This is a genomic window from Nostoc sp. (genome assembly GCF_036917195.1).
Taxonomy (GTDB): domain Bacteria; phylum Cyanobacteriota; class Cyanobacteriia; order Cyanobacteriales; family Nostocaceae; genus Nostoc.
Map to the genome: position 1 here is coordinate 127155 of NZ_JBALDG010000073.1, position 22037 is coordinate 149191.

The window sequence follows — 22037 nt, forward strand, 5'->3', positions numbered from 1 at the left end:
TAAATTATCAATTACTAATAATGAGCGCATTAGAAATTTCTCCTAGAAAAACTTCATATGTAAATAAAATATTTGACATGTAGCAAATGCATCTGGTCACTAAAGGAGTGCTGAGTTAAAAGGGCTGAGTCCTGAGTAGGAAAGCAACACTCAGCACTCAGCATGGGCTAAACCATAGCTATCCGCTAACAGCATGGGCTAAACCATAGCTATTCGCTAACAGCACTTAGTATTCAGGAGGTTTGGTGATGATTCAATTCCGTATTCAGTCAGACAGCGAAATTCCTGCATCAACCCAGCTGTTTAATCAAATCCGGTTTGCGATCGCTTCTCGGCAGTATCCACCTGCTTACAAATTACCAAGTACACGGGCGCTGGCAATGCAAACTGGGTTACACCGTAATACTATCAGCAAAGTTTACCGTCAACTGGAGGAAGACGGATTTGTTGAAAGTATGGCTGGTTCGGGAATTTATGTTCGTGCTCAAGGTCATGAGGGCGGTAGCAGGCTGCAATCACCAATTCTTAAACAACATCCTGATGCATATCAAGTTGTCCAGCAAGCACTTGACGATCTGCTCTCTCAAGGATGTTCACTCAATCAAGCTAGAGAGCTATTTTTAGCGGAAATTGACTGGCGCTTGCGTTGTAGTGCGCGGGTACTGGTTGCAGTTCCATCTTATGACATGGGTGCTGGTGAGTTGATGGTGTATGAATTAGAGCGAGCTTTGAAAATACCAGTCCAGTTGGTAGCAATGGAAGAATTAACAGTTGCGTTAGATAAAACTACCTCTGCGACAGTTGTCACAAGTCGGTATTTTATTAGTAATGTGGAAGCGATCGCTGCTCCTAAAGCTGCACGGGTGATTCCTTTGGATATCTACGACTACACCAAAGAACTCAACTTATTGAAAACCCTGCCAAAACAAAACTGTGTAGGCATAGTTAGCCTCAGTTCCGGGATTGCACGAGCAGCAGAAGTCATCCTGCACGGTCTACGTGGGGATGAACTACTGGTGATGACTTCGCAACCAAAAGATGCTTATAAACTTCAGGCAATGGTTAAGCGGGCTGAGGTAATAATAAGTGATCAAGCCAGTTTTGCGGCAGTGCAAGCAGCTGTGCAAGCATTTGATGAAGATATTATTCGTCCACCGAAGCTGATTAAGGTTGAAAATTATATTGGGACAAACTCGATTAACTTGCTAAAACGAGAACTGGGTTTAGGTTAATCTTAAGATAATTCGACCAGCATCTTTGAGAGCAACTAATATACGAGGGATGAGATGGTGCAGATTGTGATTGTGGGCGCAGGTCCAACAGGTGTAACACTTGCCCTGCTCCTTGTAAAACGTGGTATTGCTGTAACGTTGATTGAAGCAGCAAGAGACTTTCATCGTGTTTTTCGCGGCGAAGGATTAATGCCTAGTGGCTTAGATGCACTAGAACAAATGGGTTTATCGGCGTTGTTGGAGCATATTCCCCATCGACAACTCGACGCATGGGAATTCATTCTGGGGGATAAGCAGTTGTTTCGAGTTGATGAACCAATGGGAGCAACCCGACCCTGTACACTGGTTTCACAACCACCATTACTCAATGCACTGATTTCTGAAGCTCAAACCAATGATCGGTTTGAATTTATCCAGGGTATTCCAGTCAAAGATTTACGTTGGAGTAATCAACGTGTCGCAGGTGTAGTACTAAGCGATGGGAGAGAACTAACTGCTGACTTAGTGATTGGGGCAGATGGTCGAAATTCTCTTGTGCGACAACGTATAGGATTGGAATTGGTACGCCAGCCCAAAAATATTGATATTCTCTGGTTTAAACTTGCCGCCAGTCCTGAGTTTGCAGCCAATAATGTATTTCGTACTATTGTAAATGGCGATCGTGTATTTACCATCTTTCACGGAGCAGAGTCAGGAAAACTGCATCTGGCTTGGGTGATGTCCGCAACCGAAAACACTGACTCCAAGCAAGCCAACTGGGCAGAGATTTTTGCCTCACTATCACCCTCATGGCTAGCAGAGCATTTCCGTAATCATGCAGAAACCATCGAATCTCCCATTCGGCTTTCTGTTGTGGTTGGTTATTGTCCACAATGGCACGCACCAGGGGTACTGCTTCTGGGTGACGCTGCACACCCAATGTCCCCTGTCCGTGTTCAAGGAATTAATCTCGCACTCCGTGATGTGATTGTCGCTGCTAATCATCTTGTGCCACTGTTGCACAAAGAAACTGGACACCAGGATATTGATATGGCACTATCGCACATCCAAGCAGAACGTGAGCCAGAAATTATCCGCGCCCAGCAACTCCAGTTAGAAGAAGCTAAACAAGGTGAACTACTGCGAAAAAATGCACTGCTGCGTTCGCTGTTGATTCAACTTACTCCCTTGCTCCGTAAAACAATTAAAAAGTCTTGGTTAAAGCGACAATATAAAATGCGTCAAGGCATCACACAGGTACACTTAACTGTCTAAAAAAACCCCTATCATTTATCCGACTTGTGGTTGTGCGGTATTAATTTGCAAAAACTCTTGTACCCGTCTCAAATAAGTTGGCGCATCTTCCAACATTGGGAAATGCGCTGTGTTAGGAATCATCACAAATTCCACTTTGTCACTTAATGCAGCTGCTTGACGCCCCATCTCGGCTGGAATAATTTTGTCATATTCCCCCGCCACAAGCAGAGTCGGCACTGTCAGCTTGGCAAACTCTTGCGGCATCACTTCAGATTGAGCCTTACTGACTGAAGTAAAAATTGTCCCTAAAGCCGCATCGTAATCTGCTTCGAGAAAATCTTGCAAAAAAGCTTGACGCTCAGAATTTGGTATGGAAGTATGCAGAAATCTGGCCATAAACATCTGGTCAACAAATGGAATTTTGCTTAACCACTTGGGACGGAATTTAACTACATAGCCACCGAATTTATGAAAAGCACTAAAGGATTTTTCGTCGTACTCAAAAACGCCGCTACAGGTTAAAATTCCTCGTTCCACTCTTTGGGGGTAGCGGTTAAAAAATAAAGTAGCAACAGACGCGCCCATTGAGTGAGCATTGATATAAACACGCTGAAGATGCAACCCATCTAACAAAGCTGCCAAATCATCAGCGTATTCCTCTAATTCATAGGTTAACTCTCTGATTGCCTGTGATTCTTCCTGAGGGGACTCAGCAACAGCTTCACTTGCTTGGACTATAGTTGGCTTCCCACCAGAACGGCCAAATCCCCGCATATCGTAGAGTAAACAATCAAATTGCTCCGATAAAGCATTCGCGGTATTTTGCCAATATCTAGCCGAACCAGCCCAACCGTGCATGAAAATCATCACTGGTTTTACCAAAGAACCAGATGATTTTTTCACCCATTCGTAGTAATGCTCAACGCCACGAACATTAATATAAGGCATTTTTGAGAGTTAAAAGTTAAGAGTTAGGAGTTAGGAGTTTTTAATTTTGAATTCGGAGTTTTGAGTCAATTACTCATTCTCCACTCTTCACTCCTAACTTTACGGGCTAAACCATAGCTTATCAGCTAACAGCATTGATTTACGCTGATTCTGGTTTCGGTAGTGAAGATGGATGTATTATCAGTTCGGCAGTTGATCGCTTCTCGACCATCTCCCGTGTTACTGTGCAGCGAGTTACATCCTTACGCGACGGTAATTCGTACATTACATCCAGCATCAGTTCTTCGACAATGCCCCGCAGCGCTCTAGCACCAGTTTTACGGCGGTAGGCTTCTTGAGCGATCGCTCGCAAAGCATCTGGTTTAAAATCTAACTGGACATTATCCATCTTCAGCAGCTTTTGGTACTGCTTCACTAAGGCGCTACGTGGTTGGGTGAGAATCGCCATCAGCGCTTCTTCATCTAGTGGATCTACTACTGCTACCATTGGCACGCGCCCAATAAATTCGGGAATCATGCCAAATTTTACTAAATCATCTGGTGCTAGATGGCGGAGAGTATCTGCTGCCCGTTTTTCCTTAGATTGGCCTTCTCCAGGTTGCACAAAGCCGATTGCTTTTTTGCCAACTCTCTGATCTACAACCTTTTCCAAACCTACGAAGGCACCACCACAGACGAACAAAATATTACTTGTATCAATCTGGATACAGTCTTGATAGGGATGCTTGCGCCCTCCTTGGGGTGGTACATTGGCGATCGTTCCCTCTAACATTTTCAGTAAGGCTTGCTGTACGCCTTCGCCAGAAACATCGCGGGTAATTGATGGGTTCTCGCTCTTGCGAGCAATTTTATCAATTTCATCAATGTAAATAATTCCCCGCTGTGCTTCTTCTATATCCAAATCTGCCACCTGCAACAGTCGCAGCAAGATATTTTCCACATCTTCTCCTACATACCCCGCTTCCGTCAGCGTCGTAGCATCGGCGACGGCAAACGGTACATCCAGGATTTTCGCTAGGGTTTGCGCTAAGAGAGTTTTGCCGCAACCAGTCGGGCCGATTAACAAAATGTTGGACTTTTGCAGTTCTACAGCATCATCCGCCCCAGGTTTGCCACTAGTTTTAGACTGAATAACCGCCAGTCGCTTGTAGTGATTGTAAACGGCTACTGACAGCACTTTCTTCGCTTCGTCTTGACCAATGACGTGTTCGTCTAGATACTTTTTAATCTCTCTTGGCTTGGGTATTTGATTAAACGAAATACTAGAAGATCGGGTACGCCGTTTTTGAGGTGGTTCTGCTCTTGGTGCTGGTTGTGCTGCCGCACCATTTGTATCGAGTAACTCCTCGTCTAGTATTTCATTACACAAGTCAACGCATTCATCGCAGATGTAGACTCCCGGCCCCGCGATTAATTTACGCACCTGCTCTTGAGACTTGCCACAAAATGAACACTTCAAATGGGAGTCGTACTTAGACATACCAGCCTCTTATTTCACAATGGTGACGTTTTCCCCTGCTGTGGGAAGATTTTGCCTGGAAATGACCTGATCAATCAAACCGTAGTTCTTCGCCTCTTCTGCCGACATGAAAAAGTCGCGCTCCGTATCTGCTTCGATTCTTTCTAAGGGTTGACCAGTATGATGAGCCATTAACTGATTCAACTTAGCCTTAATATAAAGAATTTCTCTGGCTTGAATTTCAATGTCAATCGCTTGACCTTGAGCGCCACCAAGTGGTTGGTGAATCATAATCCGGGAGTCGGGCAGAGACATTCGCTTCCCGGCAGCCCCTGCTGTCAACAAAAATGCCCCCATGCTCGCGGCTAATCCAAAACAAATGGTAACAACATCAGGGCGAATTTGTTGTATTGTATCATAGATTGCCATGCCTGCGTAGACCGAGCCACCAGGAGAATTAACATATAGTTGGATATCCTTTTCTGAGTCTTCGGCGTCTAGGAATAACAACTGAGCCACAATTGAGTTGGCAATAGCATCGTCTATTGGCGTTCCCAAAAAGATAATCCGCTCTCGCAGTAGGCGGGAGTAGATGTCGAAAGCCCTTTCTCCCATCCCAGATTGTTCTACCACCATCGGCACGATGTTGCTAGGGCTGCTCAACTGGGAGTTAATCTTTATTCGACTTAAGTTGCTGATGGGGTAATTTCCCGATTGCGATCCAAGCATACAATCAAATTTGACGATAATTTAGGACAAATGTTTCTGCAGCATGTGCTGCCTTTTCGACGAATGGAATTTTTATAAGCTACGTGTTAACCATTATGCCTCATATAATTTCTTCTCGTGTAACACAGTATCAAGCTTAGGCAGTAACATGTGTCACTATTTGCCGAAAATTCATTAATTATTTAATTATTCCGACTTGATCGCTGAGTTTTGAGGAGCCAAGAGTTAAAAGGCAGTGGTCTTTCATCTCCTCCTGCTCCCTCATCTCCCTTACTTTACCCATTTCACCAGTACTTTAACTCAGAACTGGTGAACTCATGGCTGTGGAATTTTTATATTATCCTTCCGTGACTTCTATGGAATCGCTGCTTTCTTCCTCTGTCTGAGGTGCATCAGCATCAGCATCTAATTCTTCTGTGGCTTCCGTTTCCTCTGTGGGACTCAAGGAGCCTTCGGGTACAAGTTCAACTGAGGAGTGTTCTAAGAGCCAATCGATGATTTTTCCGGTTAATAGTTCGTTTTGCACGATTGAGCGCAGTTTATCTTCATCAACGTCTTGTTCCTCCGGGTACTGTTCCAAAAGTTCTGTGACTCTGGATGCAATTTCTTCTGGTGTTACCTCGATAGATTCGCGTTTACCGATTTCTCGCAAGGACAACGAGCGTTTGATGCGTTCAATTGCCTCAGTGCGCGATCGCTCCCGCAACTGAACAATAATATCTTGAGTAAACAACTTCTTCACATCTAATCCCTGCTGAGACAGGCGGATTGCTGTTTGGGTTAGCATTGCATCCACTTCTTGCTCAATCAATGTTGCTGGTAAGTCAACTTCTACGTGCTTAAGCAGTTCCGTTAACAAGGCTTCCTGCTTATTTGTTTGTGTTTTATCGTCCGCCTCTTTTTGATATTGCTCTACTAAGGAAGCACGTAACTCCTCTAAGGTTTCAAAATCACTGATTTCCTGGGCTAAGTTGTCATTTAATTCTGGTAGCTCTTTTTCCTTCAGTTCTTTGAGCGTTACTGTGAAAGTTGCCGCTTTTCCAGCTAAATCTTCATTAGCATATGGATCTGGGAACTGCGCCGCAATTTCTCTGGTTTCTTCAGGATTCATCCCCACTATTCCAGAAATAAAACCTGGAATAAACTTATCTTCCTGCAATTCAACTTGAAAATCAGTTGCTTCGGCTCCGGGAATCACTTCTGGTTCGGCTGTTTCGTCTTCGCCCTCAGCTTTGGTGAATACACCTTTAAAATCGACTACGGCAATATCGCCGATTTGGGCTGCACGTCCTTCCACAGGAATCAATGTCGCCAATTCTTCACGTTCCTTGTTGAGGCTATTGTCCACTCGTTCTGGATCGTACTTGACTTCTTCAGCTTGGAAAAGCAAATCAGTGTACTGCACTAGATTCACTTCTGGTTCTACATCGACAGCAGCCGAAATCGTCAGGGGTTTTCCAGGTTCATAATTCTTAATCAAATCCTCAAAGGAGGAGCGCAATTGTGGCTGACCTATTGCCGGGATAGCTTCTTGTTTGACTGCTTGCTCAATGCCATCTTGAATTAGTTCTTCCAGCGCTGCTACCTTGATTCGAGTTGTACCCAACCGTTGTAGCAATATCGGTCGAGGCACTTTGCCTTTACGAAACCCAGGAATATTGGCAGTACTCGCTAAGTTTTTAATCACCTGTTCGTAAGTTTGCTTGGTAATTTCCGGCGTAATCTCTATTTCCAGACCAATTTGGCTAGCGGGGAGTCTTTCCTGGGTAACTTTCATGCTTCGTCTCTAGTTTGCTGATATTTTAAACTCGGAGTACACACAAGACGCAATAAAATAATTGTTTGCGTTTATGGCTTGATGTCTCTTAGGGGTAATGGGATGTTGCCACAAGGCTTTATGACATCCAACGATGGATATTTGTCCTAGGGCAAAGATCCAGTTTACTGCCAATGACCAAGGACTTGACATTTTACCTTCATAACAATTAGTTAATCGGGGCATTGGACATTGGAAAACTCTTCTCCAGTCCCCAGTCCCCAGTTTCCAGTCACTCTGAACTTAGGAATTAATTATTTAGCAGACTAATGCTGTGATATCCTGGTTCTGAGCGAGTGGTTAGTATTCCCAAGTAAAAGTTATAGTATTAAGTCTAGCTATTATTAAGTTGTAGTACGAGAGCGCATCTGTTACCTAGCTGCATAGCTCAGTTTTATGCTGTGCTGATTTTATGCATTTCGATCTTAGTATATTCATCCTCTTGGTAAGCAACTTTACAACCAAGACATTTGTTAGCATTACTGGTGGGATGCGTATTAAAGGTCTAAGTGCAGACATCTCCATTTTTCTACTAAATGGCGGTTTATTATATAATAATATATGTATATTTTTTAAATAAAATGTAAAAATTGGATAGCCATTGTTGTAAAATGCAACATCACTTAACTTATTAAATAGCCAAGAAAATAAATGTATTAGGTCTATAGAGATCGACTAAATGAGAAAAAAATCTAAATCTATTCAAAATGTATTTTAAGATTAATTGCGCTCGCCATTTAAATATAAGTAAATTTTCAATTGTTCCAAGAAATTGCAAATAAACCTCTTAAAGGAGGAAGTGAGTTTGTCTAAATCCTATCGTTTAGCTATTTTGGGAGCAACTGGTGCTGTTGGCACAGAGTTGCTGGAATTATTAGAAAGCCGTAATTTTCCGATTGCTGACTTGAAGTTATTGGCATCAGAGCGGAGTGTTGGGCGATCGCTGCGGTTTAAAGGGGAAAATATACCAGTAGAGGAAGTTCGTGATCGCGCCTTTGAAAATGTGGATATAGTATTGGCTAGTGCAGGTGGTTCCACATCCAAAACTTGGGCAGCAATTGCTATCGAAAAGGGCGCAGTAGTAATTGATAACTCCAGTGCCTTTCGGATGAACCCGGAAGTTCCCTTAGTAGTACCAGAGGTTAATCCACTAGCAGCAGCTAATCACCAAGGCATTATTGCCAACCCCAACTGTACAACAATTTTAATGACTTTGGCAGTATGGCCATTGCATAAAGTTAAACCAGTGCAACGCATAGTAGCCTCAACCTACCAATCTGCTAGTGGTGCTGGTGCTCGAGCAATGGCAGAAGTCAAAACCCAAACAAGCGCTATACTACAAGGACAGCCACCAGTTGCTGAGGTATTGCCTTACCCACTGGCATTTAATTTATTCCCCCATAACTCACCATTAAACGATTTGGGTTACTGTGAGGAAGAGATGAAAATGGTCAACGAAACCCGAAAAATATTTGGTACGCAGCAAATCAGAATCACTGCAACCTGTATACGGGTTCCCGTACTCCGGGCCCATTCAGAAGCCATTAATTTAGAATTTGAGACTCCCTTTAGTGCAGAGGAAGCCAGAGAAATTTTAAATTGCTCCCCTGGAGTGAAATTGGTAGAAGATTGGGAAACTAATCATTTTCCGATGCCAATTGAAGCAACTGGTCGAGATGAAATTTTAGTGGGAAGAATTCGTCAGGATATTTCTCATCCGTGTGGCTTGGAATTATGGTTGTGTGGCGACCAAATCCGCAAAGGTGCAGCATTGAATGCAGTACAAATCGCCGAATTGTTGGTAGAAAAAAATCTCCTAAAACCAGCTAAGGCTTACGTTTCAAGTTAGTAATTAATAAAAATAAAAAAATAATGACAAAGAGCAAATGTGTGAATCACTGTTGAAAGCAATATGCAGGTAAGTTATTACAATAGAAAACCACCAAGATACAAAACACATGGGTAATCAGGAGTGAAAACAGGGTGGGAGATTTTGGCAATGTTTTAACTGCTATGATTACGCCGTTTAAAGCAGATGGTAGTGTAAATTATGATGTAGCAGCAGAACTGGCAGTACATCTAGCTAACAACGGTACAGATACATTGGTGATGTGCGGCACAACAGGAGAATCTCCTACTCTAAGTTGGGATGAGGAATACCAGTTGTTTGTCGAGGTGTTGCAGTCCGTGGCAGGAAAAGCCAAAGTGATCGCAGGTTGTGGTTCAAATTCCACCAAAGAAGCGATCGCTGCTACCCAAAAAGCGTCTAAAATAGGAGTACATGGTTCCTTACAAGTTGTTCCTTATTACAACAAACCGCCACAAGCGGGATTGGAAGCGCACTTTCAGGCAATAGCACAAGCCTGTCCCGATCTACCATTGTTGTTATACAATGTTCCAGGTCGTACCGGACAAAACCTTCAGCCAGAAACAGTTGCCCGGTTAGCTAAGGTTAACAATATTGTCGGGATTAAAGAATCTACTGGTAGCATAGATCAGGCAAGCGAAATTCGTCGCTTAACACCAAAAGAATTCCACATCTACTCTGGTGATGATTACATGACTTTGCCCTTGTTAGCGATCGGGGCAAAGGGTGTAGTAAGTGTGGCTTCTCATTTGGTAGGAAACCAACTACAGCAGATGATCCAAGCTTTTAGTGCGGGTAAAATAGAGGTAGCCAGCGAAATTCATCTCCAACTCTTCCCGTTGTTTAAAGCTCTATTTCTTACTTCAAATCCTATTCCAGTGAAAAAAGCACTAAAACTTCAAGGTTGGGAGGTTGGTTCAACTCGTCCTCCGCTATGTGAAGCTGACTTAGAAGTAAGTCAAAAGTTAGAAGCGGTTCTGAAAGAACTTAGTTTAATCTAGCGACCATTTGGTTAAGCGCTGGTAATCTGCTGCTTTCTAAAGATACATATAAACAATGATCATAAGTTACAATTTAAATCAATTTTATTGAATAAGAAATTGAAGATTTCAATTAAAACTTGATTGCTTTGGGACTAACTTAACAGACAAATGATGTTGTCTTAAATACAAGAAAAGTTAACTATCAACTTAATTAACCACAAGTAACAATCTAAGGAGAAAATGGCTAAAAACGAAGCTAATAATTCCGCCTTGAAAATTATTCCTTTGGGCGGTCTGCATGAAATTGGGAAAAATACCTGTCTTTTTGAGTATGACGATGAAATTGTCCTGTTAGATGCAGGATTGGCTTTTCCTACTGAGGCGATGCATGGAGTAAATATTGTTTTGCCAGATACGACCTATCTGCGGGAAAATCGCCACAAAATAAAAGGGATGATCGTTACTCATGGTCATGAAGACCATATTGGCGGGATTGCTTTTCATCTCAAGCAATTTGATATCCCCGTGATTTATGGTCCTAGACTAGCAATGGCAATGCTAGAGGGTAAATTAGAAGAAGCAGGAGTGCGCGATCGCACAGAAATTAGAACAGTTCTACCACGTGATGTGGTGCGAATTGGCAAAAACTTTTTAGTGGAATATATCCGTAACACCCACTCCATCGCTGATAGTTTCACTGTTGCCATTCATACTCCTCTCGGTGTAGTTATTCACACAGGGGATTTTAAAATTGACCATACTCCAGTAGATGGTGAAAAATTTGATTTACAGAGGCTAGCAGAACATGGTGAAAAAGGCGTTCTTTGCTTGCTAAGTGATTCCACTAACGCAGAAGTGCCAGGATTTACACCTTCTGAACGTTCAGTTTATCCCAATCTGGAGAGAGTATTTAGTCAAGCCACTGGGCGATTATTTGTTACTACCTTTGCTTCGAGCGTGCATCGCATTAACATGATTTTGGATATCGCCAAGAAGCAAAACCGTGTAGTGACGATTGTGGGGCGTTCGATGCTGAACTTGATTGCTCATGCCCGCAATTTAGGTTACATCAAGTGTGAAGATAATCTGTTGCAACCATTGCACGCAGTCCGCAATCTGCCGGATGAGAGAGTACTAATTTTAACTACAGGTTCTCAGGGTGAATCGATGGCAGCAATGACCCGGATTGCCAACAAAGAACATCCTCACATCAAAATCCGCCAAGGAGATACGGTAGTATTCTCTGCTAACCCAATTCCTGGAAATACGATCGCTGTAGTCAACACCATTGATAAATTGATGATTCAGGGTGCGAAAGTAGTCTATGGTCGGGACAAAGGGATTCACGTCTCCGGTCACGGCTGTCAGGAAGAACAAAAGCTGATGATTGCCTTAACTCGACCCAAATTCTTTGTGCCATTTCATGGCGAACATCGGATGCTGGTGAAACACGCAGAAACGGCTCAGAGTATGGGCATTCCCGCAGAAAACATGATTATTATTCAGAATGGTGATATTGTCGAACTGACAGAAGATGCCATTCGCGTCGCTGGTAAAGTGCCATCTGGTATCGAATTGGTGGATACTACTAGCTCAGGTATGGTAAGTGCCAAAGTTTTACAAGAACGGCAACGCATGGCTTCAGAAGGCATTATTACGATCGCAGCTGCCATTGATTGGAATGGTAAACTGTTGGCAAAACCAGAAATTCACTTACGGGGTGTAGTGACAAGTGTAGAGCGCTCGCTGCTACAAACCTGGGTAAAACAACGGATTGAAGAAATCCTCACTGTGCGCTGGTCAGAATTTGCTGCTGGGGAAGGTGAAGCAGCAGATATAGATTGGGGTGGATTGCAAGGTACTTTAGAGCGAGAATTGCAACGTTCCATCCGGCGTGAATTGCAATGTCAGCCATCTGTGACTTTGTTGATGCAAATCCCTGATGAGCCACCCGTGAAAGTTGCTGATGGGAGAAGACGCCGCACTCGGACTGCTGCTCAAGTAGCATCGTAGGGAATTTAAGATAATCTCACGCATAGGCGCACAGACGTAAAGTTTTTCTAACGTCTTTGCGCTTTAGTGTGAGATAGAGTCTTTTATCATTCGCTTAAGGGATATCTTCAGGCATAATTTTTATCATCATTTCTTTGGTAACATCTGAAAATTTGACAAGTCTGTTTACCTGCTTGTCGATTGTTTTTTCAAAAATATTTCTTACCAGTCTTCTATTCCCAAATTTATTTTCTCGATTTGCATGTAAATTAGTTAATTTATTAAATAATGCCTGCTTTGATTTATCAGTGAGCTTGAAATGGTTCTGCTGACAAGTTTTTTCATAGTAATTAGAGCGATCGCTCTTAATGAACCCAGAGGTATACTAGAACTAAAGTACACACTGTTAACGGCGCTCCAAAGCGCAGATGTTCCCAAAAAGTTAGCTTGTAACCTAAATCCGCAGCAGCTTCTACAACTATCAAGTTGGCGACTGAACCAAACAAAGTCAAATTACCAGCCAAAGTTGATCCAGCTGCCAACAATAGCCAATACTTAGTGTCACCTGGAGGAACCAGGGGATGCAGCAGAAGTACAGCCGGAACATTAGAAATTAAGTTAGATAAAACAACAGTTACACCCAAAAAACTCGCAGCAGAGTTGATTGCATGGGTAAATGGCTGGAGTAAATTCAACTTTTGCGTGACTCGCGTCAGGATAAACAATCCAGAAAACATTACCAGCAGGTTCCAATCGACCTTTTGCAAAATGCGTTGGGGTTTAATCCGCCGAGTGATTAGCAACAAGCTAGCAGCAACTAAAGCAGACTCCCCTAACGGTAAGCCGACAGTAAATGCAATTAGCAGCCCAATTGTGATGATTAATGTTTTTTTAAATAAGGGTTTAAAAATCCGTTGATTGCCAACTGTTACCTGTTGGCAAGGTTTGACTGAGCGCACATCTGGGTAAAGTAGCCACAGTAATATTACCTGAATTAGCAAGCCGACAAGGGCAACTGGGGCCAATACACGCAGAAAATCTAGGTAGGAAATGCCTGAAAAGGAGCCAATCAGGATATTTTGAGGATTACCGCTCAAAGTTGCTACCGAGCCTATATTAGTTGCACCTGCGATCGCTAGTAAATAAGGAATCGGATTTAAGTCCAAAGCTAGAGTCAGGCTCAAGGTTAAGGGTGTAAAAATCAACGCCAAAGTGTCATTGAGAAAAAAGGCGGAGAGAATACCACTACCAAAAGTTAAAGCAATTAACAAACCTAGAGGACTGCGAGTGATACTCAATATCATTGAGATTGCTCGTCTAAAAAACCCTGCAAAGGATAGGTTGGCATTAACTACCATCATGCTCAAGAGAAATACGATGGTATTGGCATCAATGGCCTGCCATGCCTCCTGTAAATTCAGAACACCTAAAGCAATTAAAAAGGCAGAACCGACTAAAGCGATGGTGGCGCGGTTCATGCGTAAACCAGGAATGTAGCCCAATGCTAATCCCAGATAAGTTAGCCCTAAGACGCTATAGATTGCAAACTGGAGAAGAATCACTTTCTTTACCGAGACTTTGCCACGACCGATGTTTCATGACTAGCCGCTCTGCATCTACTGAGAAAGCCAACCCACTTGGCTTTAAGCCGCAGCCGCGTCTACAGACTTCTCTTTACTTCTACGGCATCCAGTCAGCAATTAACAGGACGCTCTGACGTCGGGAAGTGGGAATACGCAGAGGAAAGATGCCTACTAAGGTATTACCGATATTTATACTTAGCAAAAATACTTGCAGAAAGACCTTATATTAAGTTGTGTAAATGTTACACTAAAACCTATCGAATGGTGGATGTCTTTATTAAAATCTAAACTATATCAAGTTATGAACAAGATCGTAATATTACACTACCGATCCCCAGAAATTTGCGATTAACTTGACGTAGTAATAAATTAGGTTCTGACTTAAGTGGCTAATCAGGTATTACATTATATCGCAGTCAGAACGCGATTTTTCCGGTAAAGTTCGTTGCCACGTTGTATATATTCATCAAAAAGATGAATAGCCTCAATAACAAAGGGGATTAACCATGAAGGTATCTGATAATACCACAAAAAAGATTTTTCTGGCGAGCTGGGTATCAATCAATCAAGCAGAGACTAGTGACCATAAAGTAACCCAGCTAGACCGTTCTGTTTCCAAATCTTACTGGAATATTCTCCAACCCCTACGACAGCGTGTAGATAGCATTCAAGTCCGCGATCGCCAACTAGCTCACCGCTTGTGCAAACTGATTCCATCTCAGTGTCCATTTGAGCGAGATGTGAAATTATTTGGGAAAACCCTGTTTCACATTCCGCCCATGTGCAAGCTCAATCCCTTATATGAAGAAGTGGTTAGTTTACGTTTCCGAGCAATGTGCTATCTAGCGGACGAATGCGGCGAAGATGTGTCGCAGTACTGCTGAAAGAGTGTGGGAAAAGTTACGAGTCAGGAGTGAGGAGTCAGGAATTAAAACTTATAACTCCTAACTTCTAACTCTTAACTGTTAACTATTTTTCTACTATTTTTTTTGCCATTTTTGGATGGCATCCTGAGCATCTTCGTAAGCGGCTGTCTCCTCTGGGACTAAAGCAGCGGTTGCAGTTGCGGCATTAAGTTCTCCTTCGGCAGCGCGACGCTTTGCTAGGTCTAAAATTTTCTCACTCCATTTATTGATCGATTTTTGGGCAGTATCGAAGCCTGGTTGACCTGATGGTACTTTCTTAGCAACTTCGATCGCACGATTGTAGGTAGATGCCTGTTCAGACTTAATTAAGGCATTAGCTGCATCTAAAAGAGTTTTGTTAGTCACATACTGCTTACCCTCTAGCCGCCACAGGTTGATTGCTGCTTGTGCTTTGGCATAGAGGGCTTCATCTTTAGTGATTAATCGTGCGGCAGCAATAGCGCTAGCATACTGTCTTTGTTTAGCACGACCCTCTGCTAAATCTAAAATCATCCGGCTCCAAATCTTAATATTCTCCTGAGCTTGCTCGTACAGTGGTTCACCGGGTTGAATTTTCTGGGCTGTAGCGATCGCCAAGCTCAAATCGCTAGCCTGAGTTTGTCTGAGCGACATTTTCGCCAAGTCTAATACTGCTTGATTTCGCTTTTTCGACTCGGAACTAGAAGTTATTTGGGCGCTAGATTGGTTTTTGAGTCTAACTGGTGGAGTGCGATCGTTTGGTAAATTCTGGATAACCTGGCGATCGCTAGCAGTAGCATTAGGTGATGTGTTTGATATTTGCTTAATTCTAAAAGTTTCTTGATTACGGAGAAAAACTACGGCGATTAAACCTGCTACCAGCAGGCTGCCTCCGCCCCACAAGATAAACTGTTTCCAAAAAGGAATACTTGGCTGATTCGATGGCAATCGAGAGACGTAACCTTTGGACGAATTGGGGATAAATCTTCCCCTTGTATTCACTCCTAAAGAAGTTTCCGGCATTGGCTGGGAAACTAAGCTAGTAGCTGACTCCAGGACTGGTTGACTCTTAGACTTCTCGACCTTGTGAGCCTTCACCTGTTGGGAGGAGTTTACAGTAGCTTCTCCCCATCTGCCCCGCTCTGCTGAAGTTTTAGGGTAATCGTCGAGGGGAGGAGCCGCAAGGGCAACAGCAAAGGATTCTTCCGGATAAATCACCGGATTTACTTCAAAGTCGCTTTCCATTGCCAATTGTGGCAAGATTACCTGCGGTCTTGATGGAATGATCGTGGCAGGGTTTTGGACAGGACGCCAGTGGTGTTGACATAATTTTGGCATCAGCAGACTCAGGTAGCTTTCTAAATCTGCCAAGTTGCTGCCATTACCAGAACGCAAAGCTTCTAATAAAGCTGCTGTAAAGAATCCGTGACCTAGTTCGCTACTTTCATGGGAAAATTGCTCTGGTTGGCAAGAAAGAATTGTAGCGAGTTGTAGTTCTTGGGCTAGTTCTATTGTTTCTTCGCCAACAGGAGCATCAGCTTGGGTGCCAAAAGCGCGGTTGATATCGAGCAGTAACAATACATTCATCTCAGCAAGTTGGAGACTTTGCATTAGCGATCGCAATTCTATGCCAGTTTCTTGCACGAGTTCGGGGTTACCTTCCGCTGGCATTAAGTAATCTTTGCCCTTGTAGTTGACCCCATAACCGCTAAAAAATAACCACAAATAATCTTCTGGTTGCCAACTTGTCGCTGCCAAATCCTCAAGCAGCAGCAAAATATTTTCCTTAGTCGGGTAAGTTGACCTATCCTCAATGGGCGGCGAAGTATCTGTCATGACTAGACAGTGTTTGGGGACAAAACCTCCCTCTGTCACCAAAAAATCCTCTAGTGCCTCAGCATCTGCTTGGGCACAACTTAAAGGTTGAAATAACTGATATTGATTGATGCCAATCGCGATCGCCCAGTAATTTGCCATCCCGCTTTTTGTCAGTTATTGTTTGCTGGTCTTAAAATTGCGGTCAGCTTTGCCAAAAAAACAAAGCTAACCGATGTTTTATGTCTAGGTGATTCTGATCGAATATTAAGTTAAAATGTAATTTTTATTACGTCAATAGACCGGAAAATACTTTTACCTAATTTCAATAACAGATCATCACTAAGGAGATAGAAGGTCATGAGCAAGATTTCTGCTCACCTACCATCATCGATCACTCCCTTTTCAGTTATTAGCCAAATTGCCAGAAGAATCCGGATAGTTCCTTTAATAGTTTTGCTCATATCTACCGTTCCTGCGTGGTTTTTAACAGAAGCGATCGCACCTCAGGTTGTGCGAGCTTACACCGCTAGAGTTGATCTAGCTATTGACCGCCTGCCGGAAGAAAACTATGAAACCGTTCTCCGGAAAGCGGAAGCAGCCGCTAGAGCAGCTGCTCAACGGAGTTTCGACCAAGATATCTTGGTGACAGATGTTTCAATCATTGTGACCGTACAAAATTATGGCGCGATCGCACCAGTTCTGACATTAGAAGTCAGTCGTCCTCAATGGCGATCGCGCCCCGATGCTCAAAATTGGGCCACTTACTTCAAAACTGCGCGATCATTACTTTTCTTTGAAAATAGCTCTAATACGGTTCCAGCAGCTAGCGGTGTGTCAACCCAAAAATGACGGGTTGAGATAGACACAAAGACGCAAAGAGGTGAATCTTAGAATTCCCTCTGTCCCAGTGTCTTTATATCCTACTTCACCCTCAACCTCTCAATTCAACTTACCTGTTGTCCTTGGCGTCAGTGGATGGCCTAGAATAAGAAGGTTGTCAAGAATCGCGATATCTGCTGACATGGCTGTTCCTAAGAAGAAAACTTCCAAATCAAAACGAGATAAACGTCGAGCTACCTGGAGGCACAAAGCCGTCGTCGAAGCTCAGAAAGCCCTATCTCTGGGCAAGTCGATTTTGACTGGACGTTCTACATTTGTGTATCCAACTGCTGAAGAAGAGGAAGAAGAATCATAATTCCCCAGTCAGGAAAAGCATGAACAGCACCGATAAATTTGATTGGCAATAAAACCAATCAAGCTTCTTACCACTGGATAAACGCTTTTTCTTAGCTTTCCTGATTGCATTATGGATCATAGATACTCTACACAAGACAAGCTGATTAAATCGAGAAAAGTTGGTAGTGAGTAATTGAGAACATCCATTACCCATTACCGATCATTCATGAGTAATAATCAAATAATCATATAAAGAGTAAAACATCTGGTGCTGTTGGCAACTCAGCAAAAAAGCTTGTAAATACCTTGAGAAAACTTATTTTTCTCCAACTATGCTAGGAAAATTTTTTCAGAAACCAGGGAAAGAAGAGGGGGAACGTGTCCCTCCTGGTCAACACTTAGCTAAAGGTTTCCCCGTATTAACTTACGGTGCAACTCCCCAAGTCAGCATTGAGGAATGGGAGTTTCGAGTTTGGGGTTTAGCAAAATCTGCTACCTTTAGTTGGTCAGATTTTATGGCGCTACCTCAACACGAATTCACAGCAGACTTCCACTGTGTAACGCGCTGGTCCAAACTTGATGTCAAATGGACTGGCATAAAAATGACAGATTTCATGGGTCTGATTGAGCTAGACCCGAAAGTAGCCCACATTATGGAACACTGCTACGGTGGCTACACTACCAATATCTCTGTAGAAGATTTTATGCGTGAAGAAAACTTCTTTGCTTTTAAAGTCTTTGGTGAAGACCTTCCAGCTGAACACGGTGGTCCGATGCGGCTAGTTGTGCCCCACCTCTACGCTTGGAAAAGTGCTAAATGGATTAATGGTTTAGAGTTTTTAGCTGGTGAAGAACTTGGTTTTTGGGAACGCAATGGCTACCATCGCCGTGGTGAACCTTGGGCTGAGGAGCGTTATAGCAATGCTTTTGGGTTTTAATAGTTAGGAGTTATTCAATTTTGGATTTTAGATTTTAAATTTTAGATTTTCCCTTCAATCCAAAATTCAAATAACTCATAACTTTCAACCCAGAAGTTTCTTGATTAGCGGCAATTTGCCCTCATAGGGAGCATATCGCCATTTTAAATCTAGCCAGAATGAGTTTTGCAACACACTTTTGTCATGAGAAAAGGTGTCAAAACTAGCTTTGCCGTGATAGTTGCCAATACCGCTATCTCCCACCCCACCAAATGGTAAAGACGAGACACCAACCTGCATTATTGTGTCATTGATACAGACTCCACCAGACGAAGTTTCCTGCAAAACTCGCTTTTGCAGGTTTTTGTTTTGAGAAAATAAGTATAACGCCAAGGGTTTAGGTCTAGAGTTAATCAAGGCGATCGCTTCGGCAATATCAGTATATTCAATAATGGGTAGAATGGGGCCAAAAATTTCTTCCTGCATTAAAGAATCTTCTAAAGAGACATTATCAATCACTGTGGGAGCGATATAACGCTCTGAAGGTTGATTTTCTCCACCAATGATAACTTCCCCATCTTTGAGAAAGTTAACTAATCTATCAAAGTGTTTTTGACTGATAATTCTAGCGTAATCAGGACTAGTTACAGGATTATCGCCATAAAATTCTTTTAGGCATTTTTCCATCCCATCTATTAAATCTTTTTTGATTTTTTTATCAACTAAAAGATAGTCAGGGGCAATACAAGTTTGTCCAGCATTAATAAATTTGCCCCAAGTAATTCGTCTAACAGTGTGTTCAAGATTAATGTCAGTATCTACGATACAAGGACTTTTACCGCCCAATTCTAAAGTAACTGGTGTGAGATATTTGGCCGCTGCTGCCATGATGATTTTGCCGACGGCTGTGCCACCAGTAAAAAAGATATGGTCAAACTTTTCTGCCAGTAGTTTTTGACTTGCTTTAACGCCTCCTTCAACTACTGCAATATAAGCTGGGTCAAAATGTTTGGCAAAAATTTCAGTGATGATATGGGAGGTATGAGAAGCAATTTCTGAAGGTTTGATAATTGCACAATTCCCGGCTGCGATCGCACCTATTAACGGTGAGATAATTAAGTTAAATGGATAGTTCCAAGGGCCGATAATTAAGACAACCCCTAACGGTTCTGGATAAATTCGGGCTGAGTAGGAAAAAAAATCCCAGGAAACCGCTGCTTTTTTGGGCTTACTCCAGTTTTGAAGATGTTTTATAGCGTAATCAATATCCTTAATTACGCCGATTTCTAGGTAACTTTCCACTTCTGGTTTATGTAAATCCGCTTGTAATGCCTCGACTATTGACTGTTCATGCTCAATAATTGCTTGCTTGAGATTTTTAAGTTGTTCAATGCGAAAAGTGACATCTTTAGTTTTGCCAGTTTGAAAAAACTCTCGCTGATTCTGGATAATATTGCCAACATTAGATAATTCAGTGGTAATCATTGTTTTGTCCTCTCAAAAAGTATTTATTTAATGTTAACGCTGCTAGATCAGCATATTTGATTCATCATATTTTAGTATTTGATTTCTAATTGAAATAATTAATTTAAATTATTGGTAAAAAGTAGTAAAGTTATCAATTATGAATTATCAGGGTAAAAATTCGATAATTCATAATTTATAATTGCTAATTTTCTCATGCTTTTGTGGGTAAAAGGACAATAAATACACTACCTTTCGCTAACTCCGAATTAAGCAGAATGATGCCTTGATGTGCTTCAACAATTCTCCGAGCAAGGTATAGTCCTAAGCCACTACCAGAAGTCTTGTGGCTGCCTTGGCGAAATCGTTCAAATATGGTGGCTTGTTCTTCAGGGGGAATACCTGGGCCAGTATCCGCTATCTCAATACTAATATATTCAACGGAATTGGATTTACCAGAAAATTGAGATTGGCTACTTTTGTCGAACTGGCGTTGAGAAGTAAGACGAATAGTCACAGACCCAGAGTCGGTAAATTTGATCGCATTCCCGATAAGATTTGTGAATAGACGATGCAATTCTAAGCGATCGCCCATCACTGTGTTTGCGCTTGACTCCTCAGTAAAGTCTAGATTAATGGATAGTGCTTTGTCTTGAGCTAGAGGTGATAATTCTCCACTTACCTCCTCTAGCAACTGAACTAAGTTAACCGATTGAAATGCCAAAGTTTTGCGACCTGCTTCAAAACGATAAACTTCCAATAAGGTATTGACCATAGAAAGCAGGTTGATATTGCTACGGGCCATGATGGTGATTACTTCCTGCATTTGCGATGATAATGCTCCCAACGCTCCTTGCTGAAATAGCATCAACATGCGATCAGCCGCCACCAAGGGAGTGCGTAAGTCGTGGGTAAGGCGGGAGACAAAATCTTCTCGCTGGCGGGCAATTTCATCACGTTCATCCATACTATGCTTCAAGCGCAGGAGCGATCGCACTCGTGCCAGTAATTCATCTACTGTTACAGGTTTGCGGATAAAATCATCAGCACCCAAGTCTAAACCGTGGGCAACGTTAGGCGCATCATGGGCAGTGATCAGCAATATGGGGATGTATTGTGGCAATTTCATCTCTCCACGAATGTGCTTAGTGACTTCGTAGCCGTCCATACCTGGCATCATCAGATCCAGCAGAACCAAGTCACAAGGAGAAGCTTTCAATTCAGCCAAGGCCGAAATCCCATTTTCTGCGGTGCTAATCGTGTAACCTTCTTCCTCTAAAATAGTTTTGATCAAAAACACGTTATCAGGAGAGTCATCGACAACCAGAATTTTGTCAGAGCGAGAAGATTGTGAAGTCATATAGATGCAAGGTACGGGGTAAAAGGAAATTTTTGTAAGACTAGCTGTATTTGTAACAATTTGTCTGCCAAGTTTTTCAGTAAGCCTCCCTACCTAAAAAGTCTTTTTTACTATTAAATTATGGCTGGTAAAATTTTAGCTTTGGATACAGCAGATGGTGGAATGACTTATGTAGCCTTTGATGTACCGATTTTCGTAAGTTACTAAAGATATAATTGCGTAAGCGATCGCCCAAGAGTTAAGAGTGCCTTCTGAGTTACTTAGGACAACATACTTCTTATGGTAGAGCTAACTTTCCCGTATTTAGGATAGGTTCTGTTGAGCATTCTGCACAATTTGTTTTCAAAATTAGAGCATAGAGGAAACCGTTGCCTCCTTCACAACTAGCCACTTGTGTCTGAATTGTTCTCTTTTGCTAGCTCCGGCAGAGATTTTAGAGATGTTTTAAGCAAAATCCAATCCAGATAGAGTACAAAAATCTGCATTTTCAGAAAATGGTTAAGGCGTTGGAAGCTTTTATCCGTCAACAGCCATGCCCAGATTTTTTCCAGTAGTAGCTTTAGGATGACTTCA

Annotated in this window: 18 protein-coding genes; 9 read left to right on the top strand and 9 right to left on the bottom strand. The window is 42.4% G+C overall.

Annotation, left to right across the window (positions count from 1 at the left end):
- The first annotated feature begins 248 nt into the window (after positions 1–248).
- Positions 249–1232 carry a GntR family transcriptional regulator gene (locus V7K40_RS24575; RefSeq protein ID WP_334964367.1) on the top strand — a complete coding sequence of 328 codons (984 nt, stop codon included), beginning with the start codon at positions 249–251 and terminating at the stop codon, positions 1230–1232.
- A gap of 54 nt (positions 1233–1286) precedes the next feature.
- Positions 1287–2486, top strand: coding sequence for an FAD-dependent monooxygenase (locus V7K40_RS24580; RefSeq protein ID WP_334964369.1), 1200 nt, complete (start codon positions 1287–1289; stop codon positions 2484–2486).
- A 15-nt stretch (positions 2487–2501) separates the two neighbouring features.
- Here the strand turns inward: V7K40_RS24580 and V7K40_RS24585 are convergent, their stop codons facing one another.
- The 4 genes from V7K40_RS24585 to tig all read right to left on the bottom strand — a co-directional run bounded on the left by V7K40_RS24585 (position 2502) and on the right by tig (position 7381).
- Positions 2502–3416 carry an alpha/beta hydrolase gene (locus V7K40_RS24585; protein ID WP_334964371.1) on the bottom strand — a complete coding sequence of 305 codons (915 nt, stop codon included), beginning with the start codon at positions 3414–3416 and terminating at the stop codon, positions 2502–2504.
- 139 nt (positions 3417–3555) lie between these two features.
- A complete protein-coding gene (gene clpX / locus V7K40_RS24590) occupies positions 3556–4896 on the bottom strand; it encodes an ATP-dependent protease ATP-binding subunit ClpX (protein WP_334964373.1) in 1341 nt (446 codons plus the stop codon).
- Positions 4897–4905: 9 nt separating this feature from the next.
- Positions 4906–5604: an ATP-dependent Clp endopeptidase proteolytic subunit ClpP gene (gene clpP, locus V7K40_RS24595; protein WP_334964375.1), complete on the bottom strand. Its 699-nt coding sequence runs from the start codon at positions 5602–5604 to the stop codon at positions 4906–4908.
- A 337-nt stretch (positions 5605–5941) separates the two neighbouring features.
- Positions 5942–7381 carry a trigger factor gene (gene tig, locus V7K40_RS24600; protein WP_334964377.1) on the bottom strand — a complete coding sequence of 480 codons (1440 nt, stop codon included), beginning with the start codon at positions 7379–7381 and terminating at the stop codon, positions 5942–5944.
- Between the two features lie 844 nt (positions 7382–8225).
- On the opposite strand from tig, the gene V7K40_RS24605 reads away from it, so the two are divergent.
- The 3 genes from V7K40_RS24605 to V7K40_RS24615 all read left to right on the top strand — a co-directional run bounded on the left by V7K40_RS24605 (position 8226) and on the right by V7K40_RS24615 (position 12283).
- On the top strand, positions 8226–9269 hold the full coding sequence (locus tag V7K40_RS24605; protein WP_334964379.1) for an aspartate-semialdehyde dehydrogenase: 1044 nt from the start codon (positions 8226–8228) through the stop codon (positions 9267–9269).
- Positions 9270–9403: 134 nt separating this feature from the next.
- On the top strand, positions 9404–10288 hold the full coding sequence (gene dapA / locus V7K40_RS24610) for a 4-hydroxy-tetrahydrodipicolinate synthase (protein ID WP_334964381.1): 885 nt from the start codon (positions 9404–9406) through the stop codon (positions 10286–10288).
- Between the two features lie 222 nt (positions 10289–10510).
- The gene (locus tag V7K40_RS24615) at positions 10511–12283 is read left to right on the top strand and encodes a ribonuclease J (protein WP_334964383.1); all 1773 of its coding nucleotides are present in this window, start codon (positions 10511–10513) and stop codon (positions 12281–12283) included.
- Between the two features lie 94 nt (positions 12284–12377).
- Here V7K40_RS24615 and V7K40_RS24620 read toward each other — a convergent pair whose 3' ends face one another.
- Together V7K40_RS24620 and V7K40_RS24625 are read right to left on the bottom strand one after the other, a co-directional pair.
- Positions 12378–12632: a hypothetical protein gene (locus tag V7K40_RS24620; protein ID WP_334964621.1), complete on the bottom strand. Its 255-nt coding sequence runs from the start codon at positions 12630–12632 to the stop codon at positions 12378–12380.
- Complete coding sequence (locus V7K40_RS24625) at positions 12628–13824, bottom strand: anion transporter (RefSeq protein WP_334964385.1); 1197 nt, start codon at positions 13822–13824, stop codon at positions 12628–12630. Before V7K40_RS24625 ends, V7K40_RS24620 begins: the two co-directional genes overlap by 5 nt.
- A gap of 527 nt (positions 13825–14351) precedes the next feature.
- On the opposite strand from V7K40_RS24625, the gene V7K40_RS24630 reads away from it, so the two are divergent.
- A complete protein-coding gene (locus V7K40_RS24630; RefSeq protein ID WP_334964387.1) occupies positions 14352–14729 on the top strand; it encodes a Mo-dependent nitrogenase C-terminal domain-containing protein in 378 nt (125 codons plus the stop codon).
- A gap of 96 nt (positions 14730–14825) precedes the next feature.
- On the opposite strand, the gene V7K40_RS24635 is transcribed toward V7K40_RS24630, so the two are convergent.
- Positions 14826–16706 (bottom strand): caspase family protein, encoded by a 1881-nt coding sequence (locus tag V7K40_RS24635; protein WP_334964389.1) that lies wholly within the window; start codon positions 16704–16706, stop codon positions 14826–14828.
- A 198-nt stretch (positions 16707–16904) separates the two neighbouring features.
- On the opposite strand from V7K40_RS24635, the gene V7K40_RS24640 reads away from it, so the two are divergent.
- From V7K40_RS24640 to V7K40_RS24650, 3 genes are all read left to right on the top strand, one after another.
- Entirely contained in the window at positions 16905–17396 is a 492-nt protein-coding gene (locus V7K40_RS24640) for a hypothetical protein (protein ID WP_334964391.1), read from the top strand.
- Between the two features lie 172 nt (positions 17397–17568).
- Positions 17569–17742 carry a 50S ribosomal protein L32 gene (gene rpmF, locus V7K40_RS24645; RefSeq protein WP_012407602.1) on the top strand — a complete coding sequence of 58 codons (174 nt, stop codon included), beginning with the start codon at positions 17569–17571 and terminating at the stop codon, positions 17740–17742.
- Positions 17743–18055: 313 nt separating this feature from the next.
- Positions 18056–18661: a sulfite oxidase-like oxidoreductase gene (locus V7K40_RS24650; RefSeq protein ID WP_334964393.1), complete on the top strand. Its 606-nt coding sequence runs from the start codon at positions 18056–18058 to the stop codon at positions 18659–18661.
- 84 nt (positions 18662–18745) lie between these two features.
- Here V7K40_RS24650 and V7K40_RS24655 read toward each other — a convergent pair whose 3' ends face one another.
- Together V7K40_RS24655 and V7K40_RS24660 are read right to left on the bottom strand one after the other, a co-directional pair.
- A complete protein-coding gene (locus V7K40_RS24655) occupies positions 18746–20125 on the bottom strand; it encodes an aldehyde dehydrogenase (protein WP_334964395.1) in 1380 nt (459 codons plus the stop codon).
- Positions 20126–20318: 193 nt separating this feature from the next.
- Positions 20319–21464 (bottom strand): hybrid sensor histidine kinase/response regulator, encoded by a 1146-nt coding sequence (locus tag V7K40_RS24660; protein ID WP_334964397.1) that lies wholly within the window; start codon positions 21462–21464, stop codon positions 20319–20321.
- Between the last annotated feature and the right edge of the window lie 573 nt (positions 21465–22037).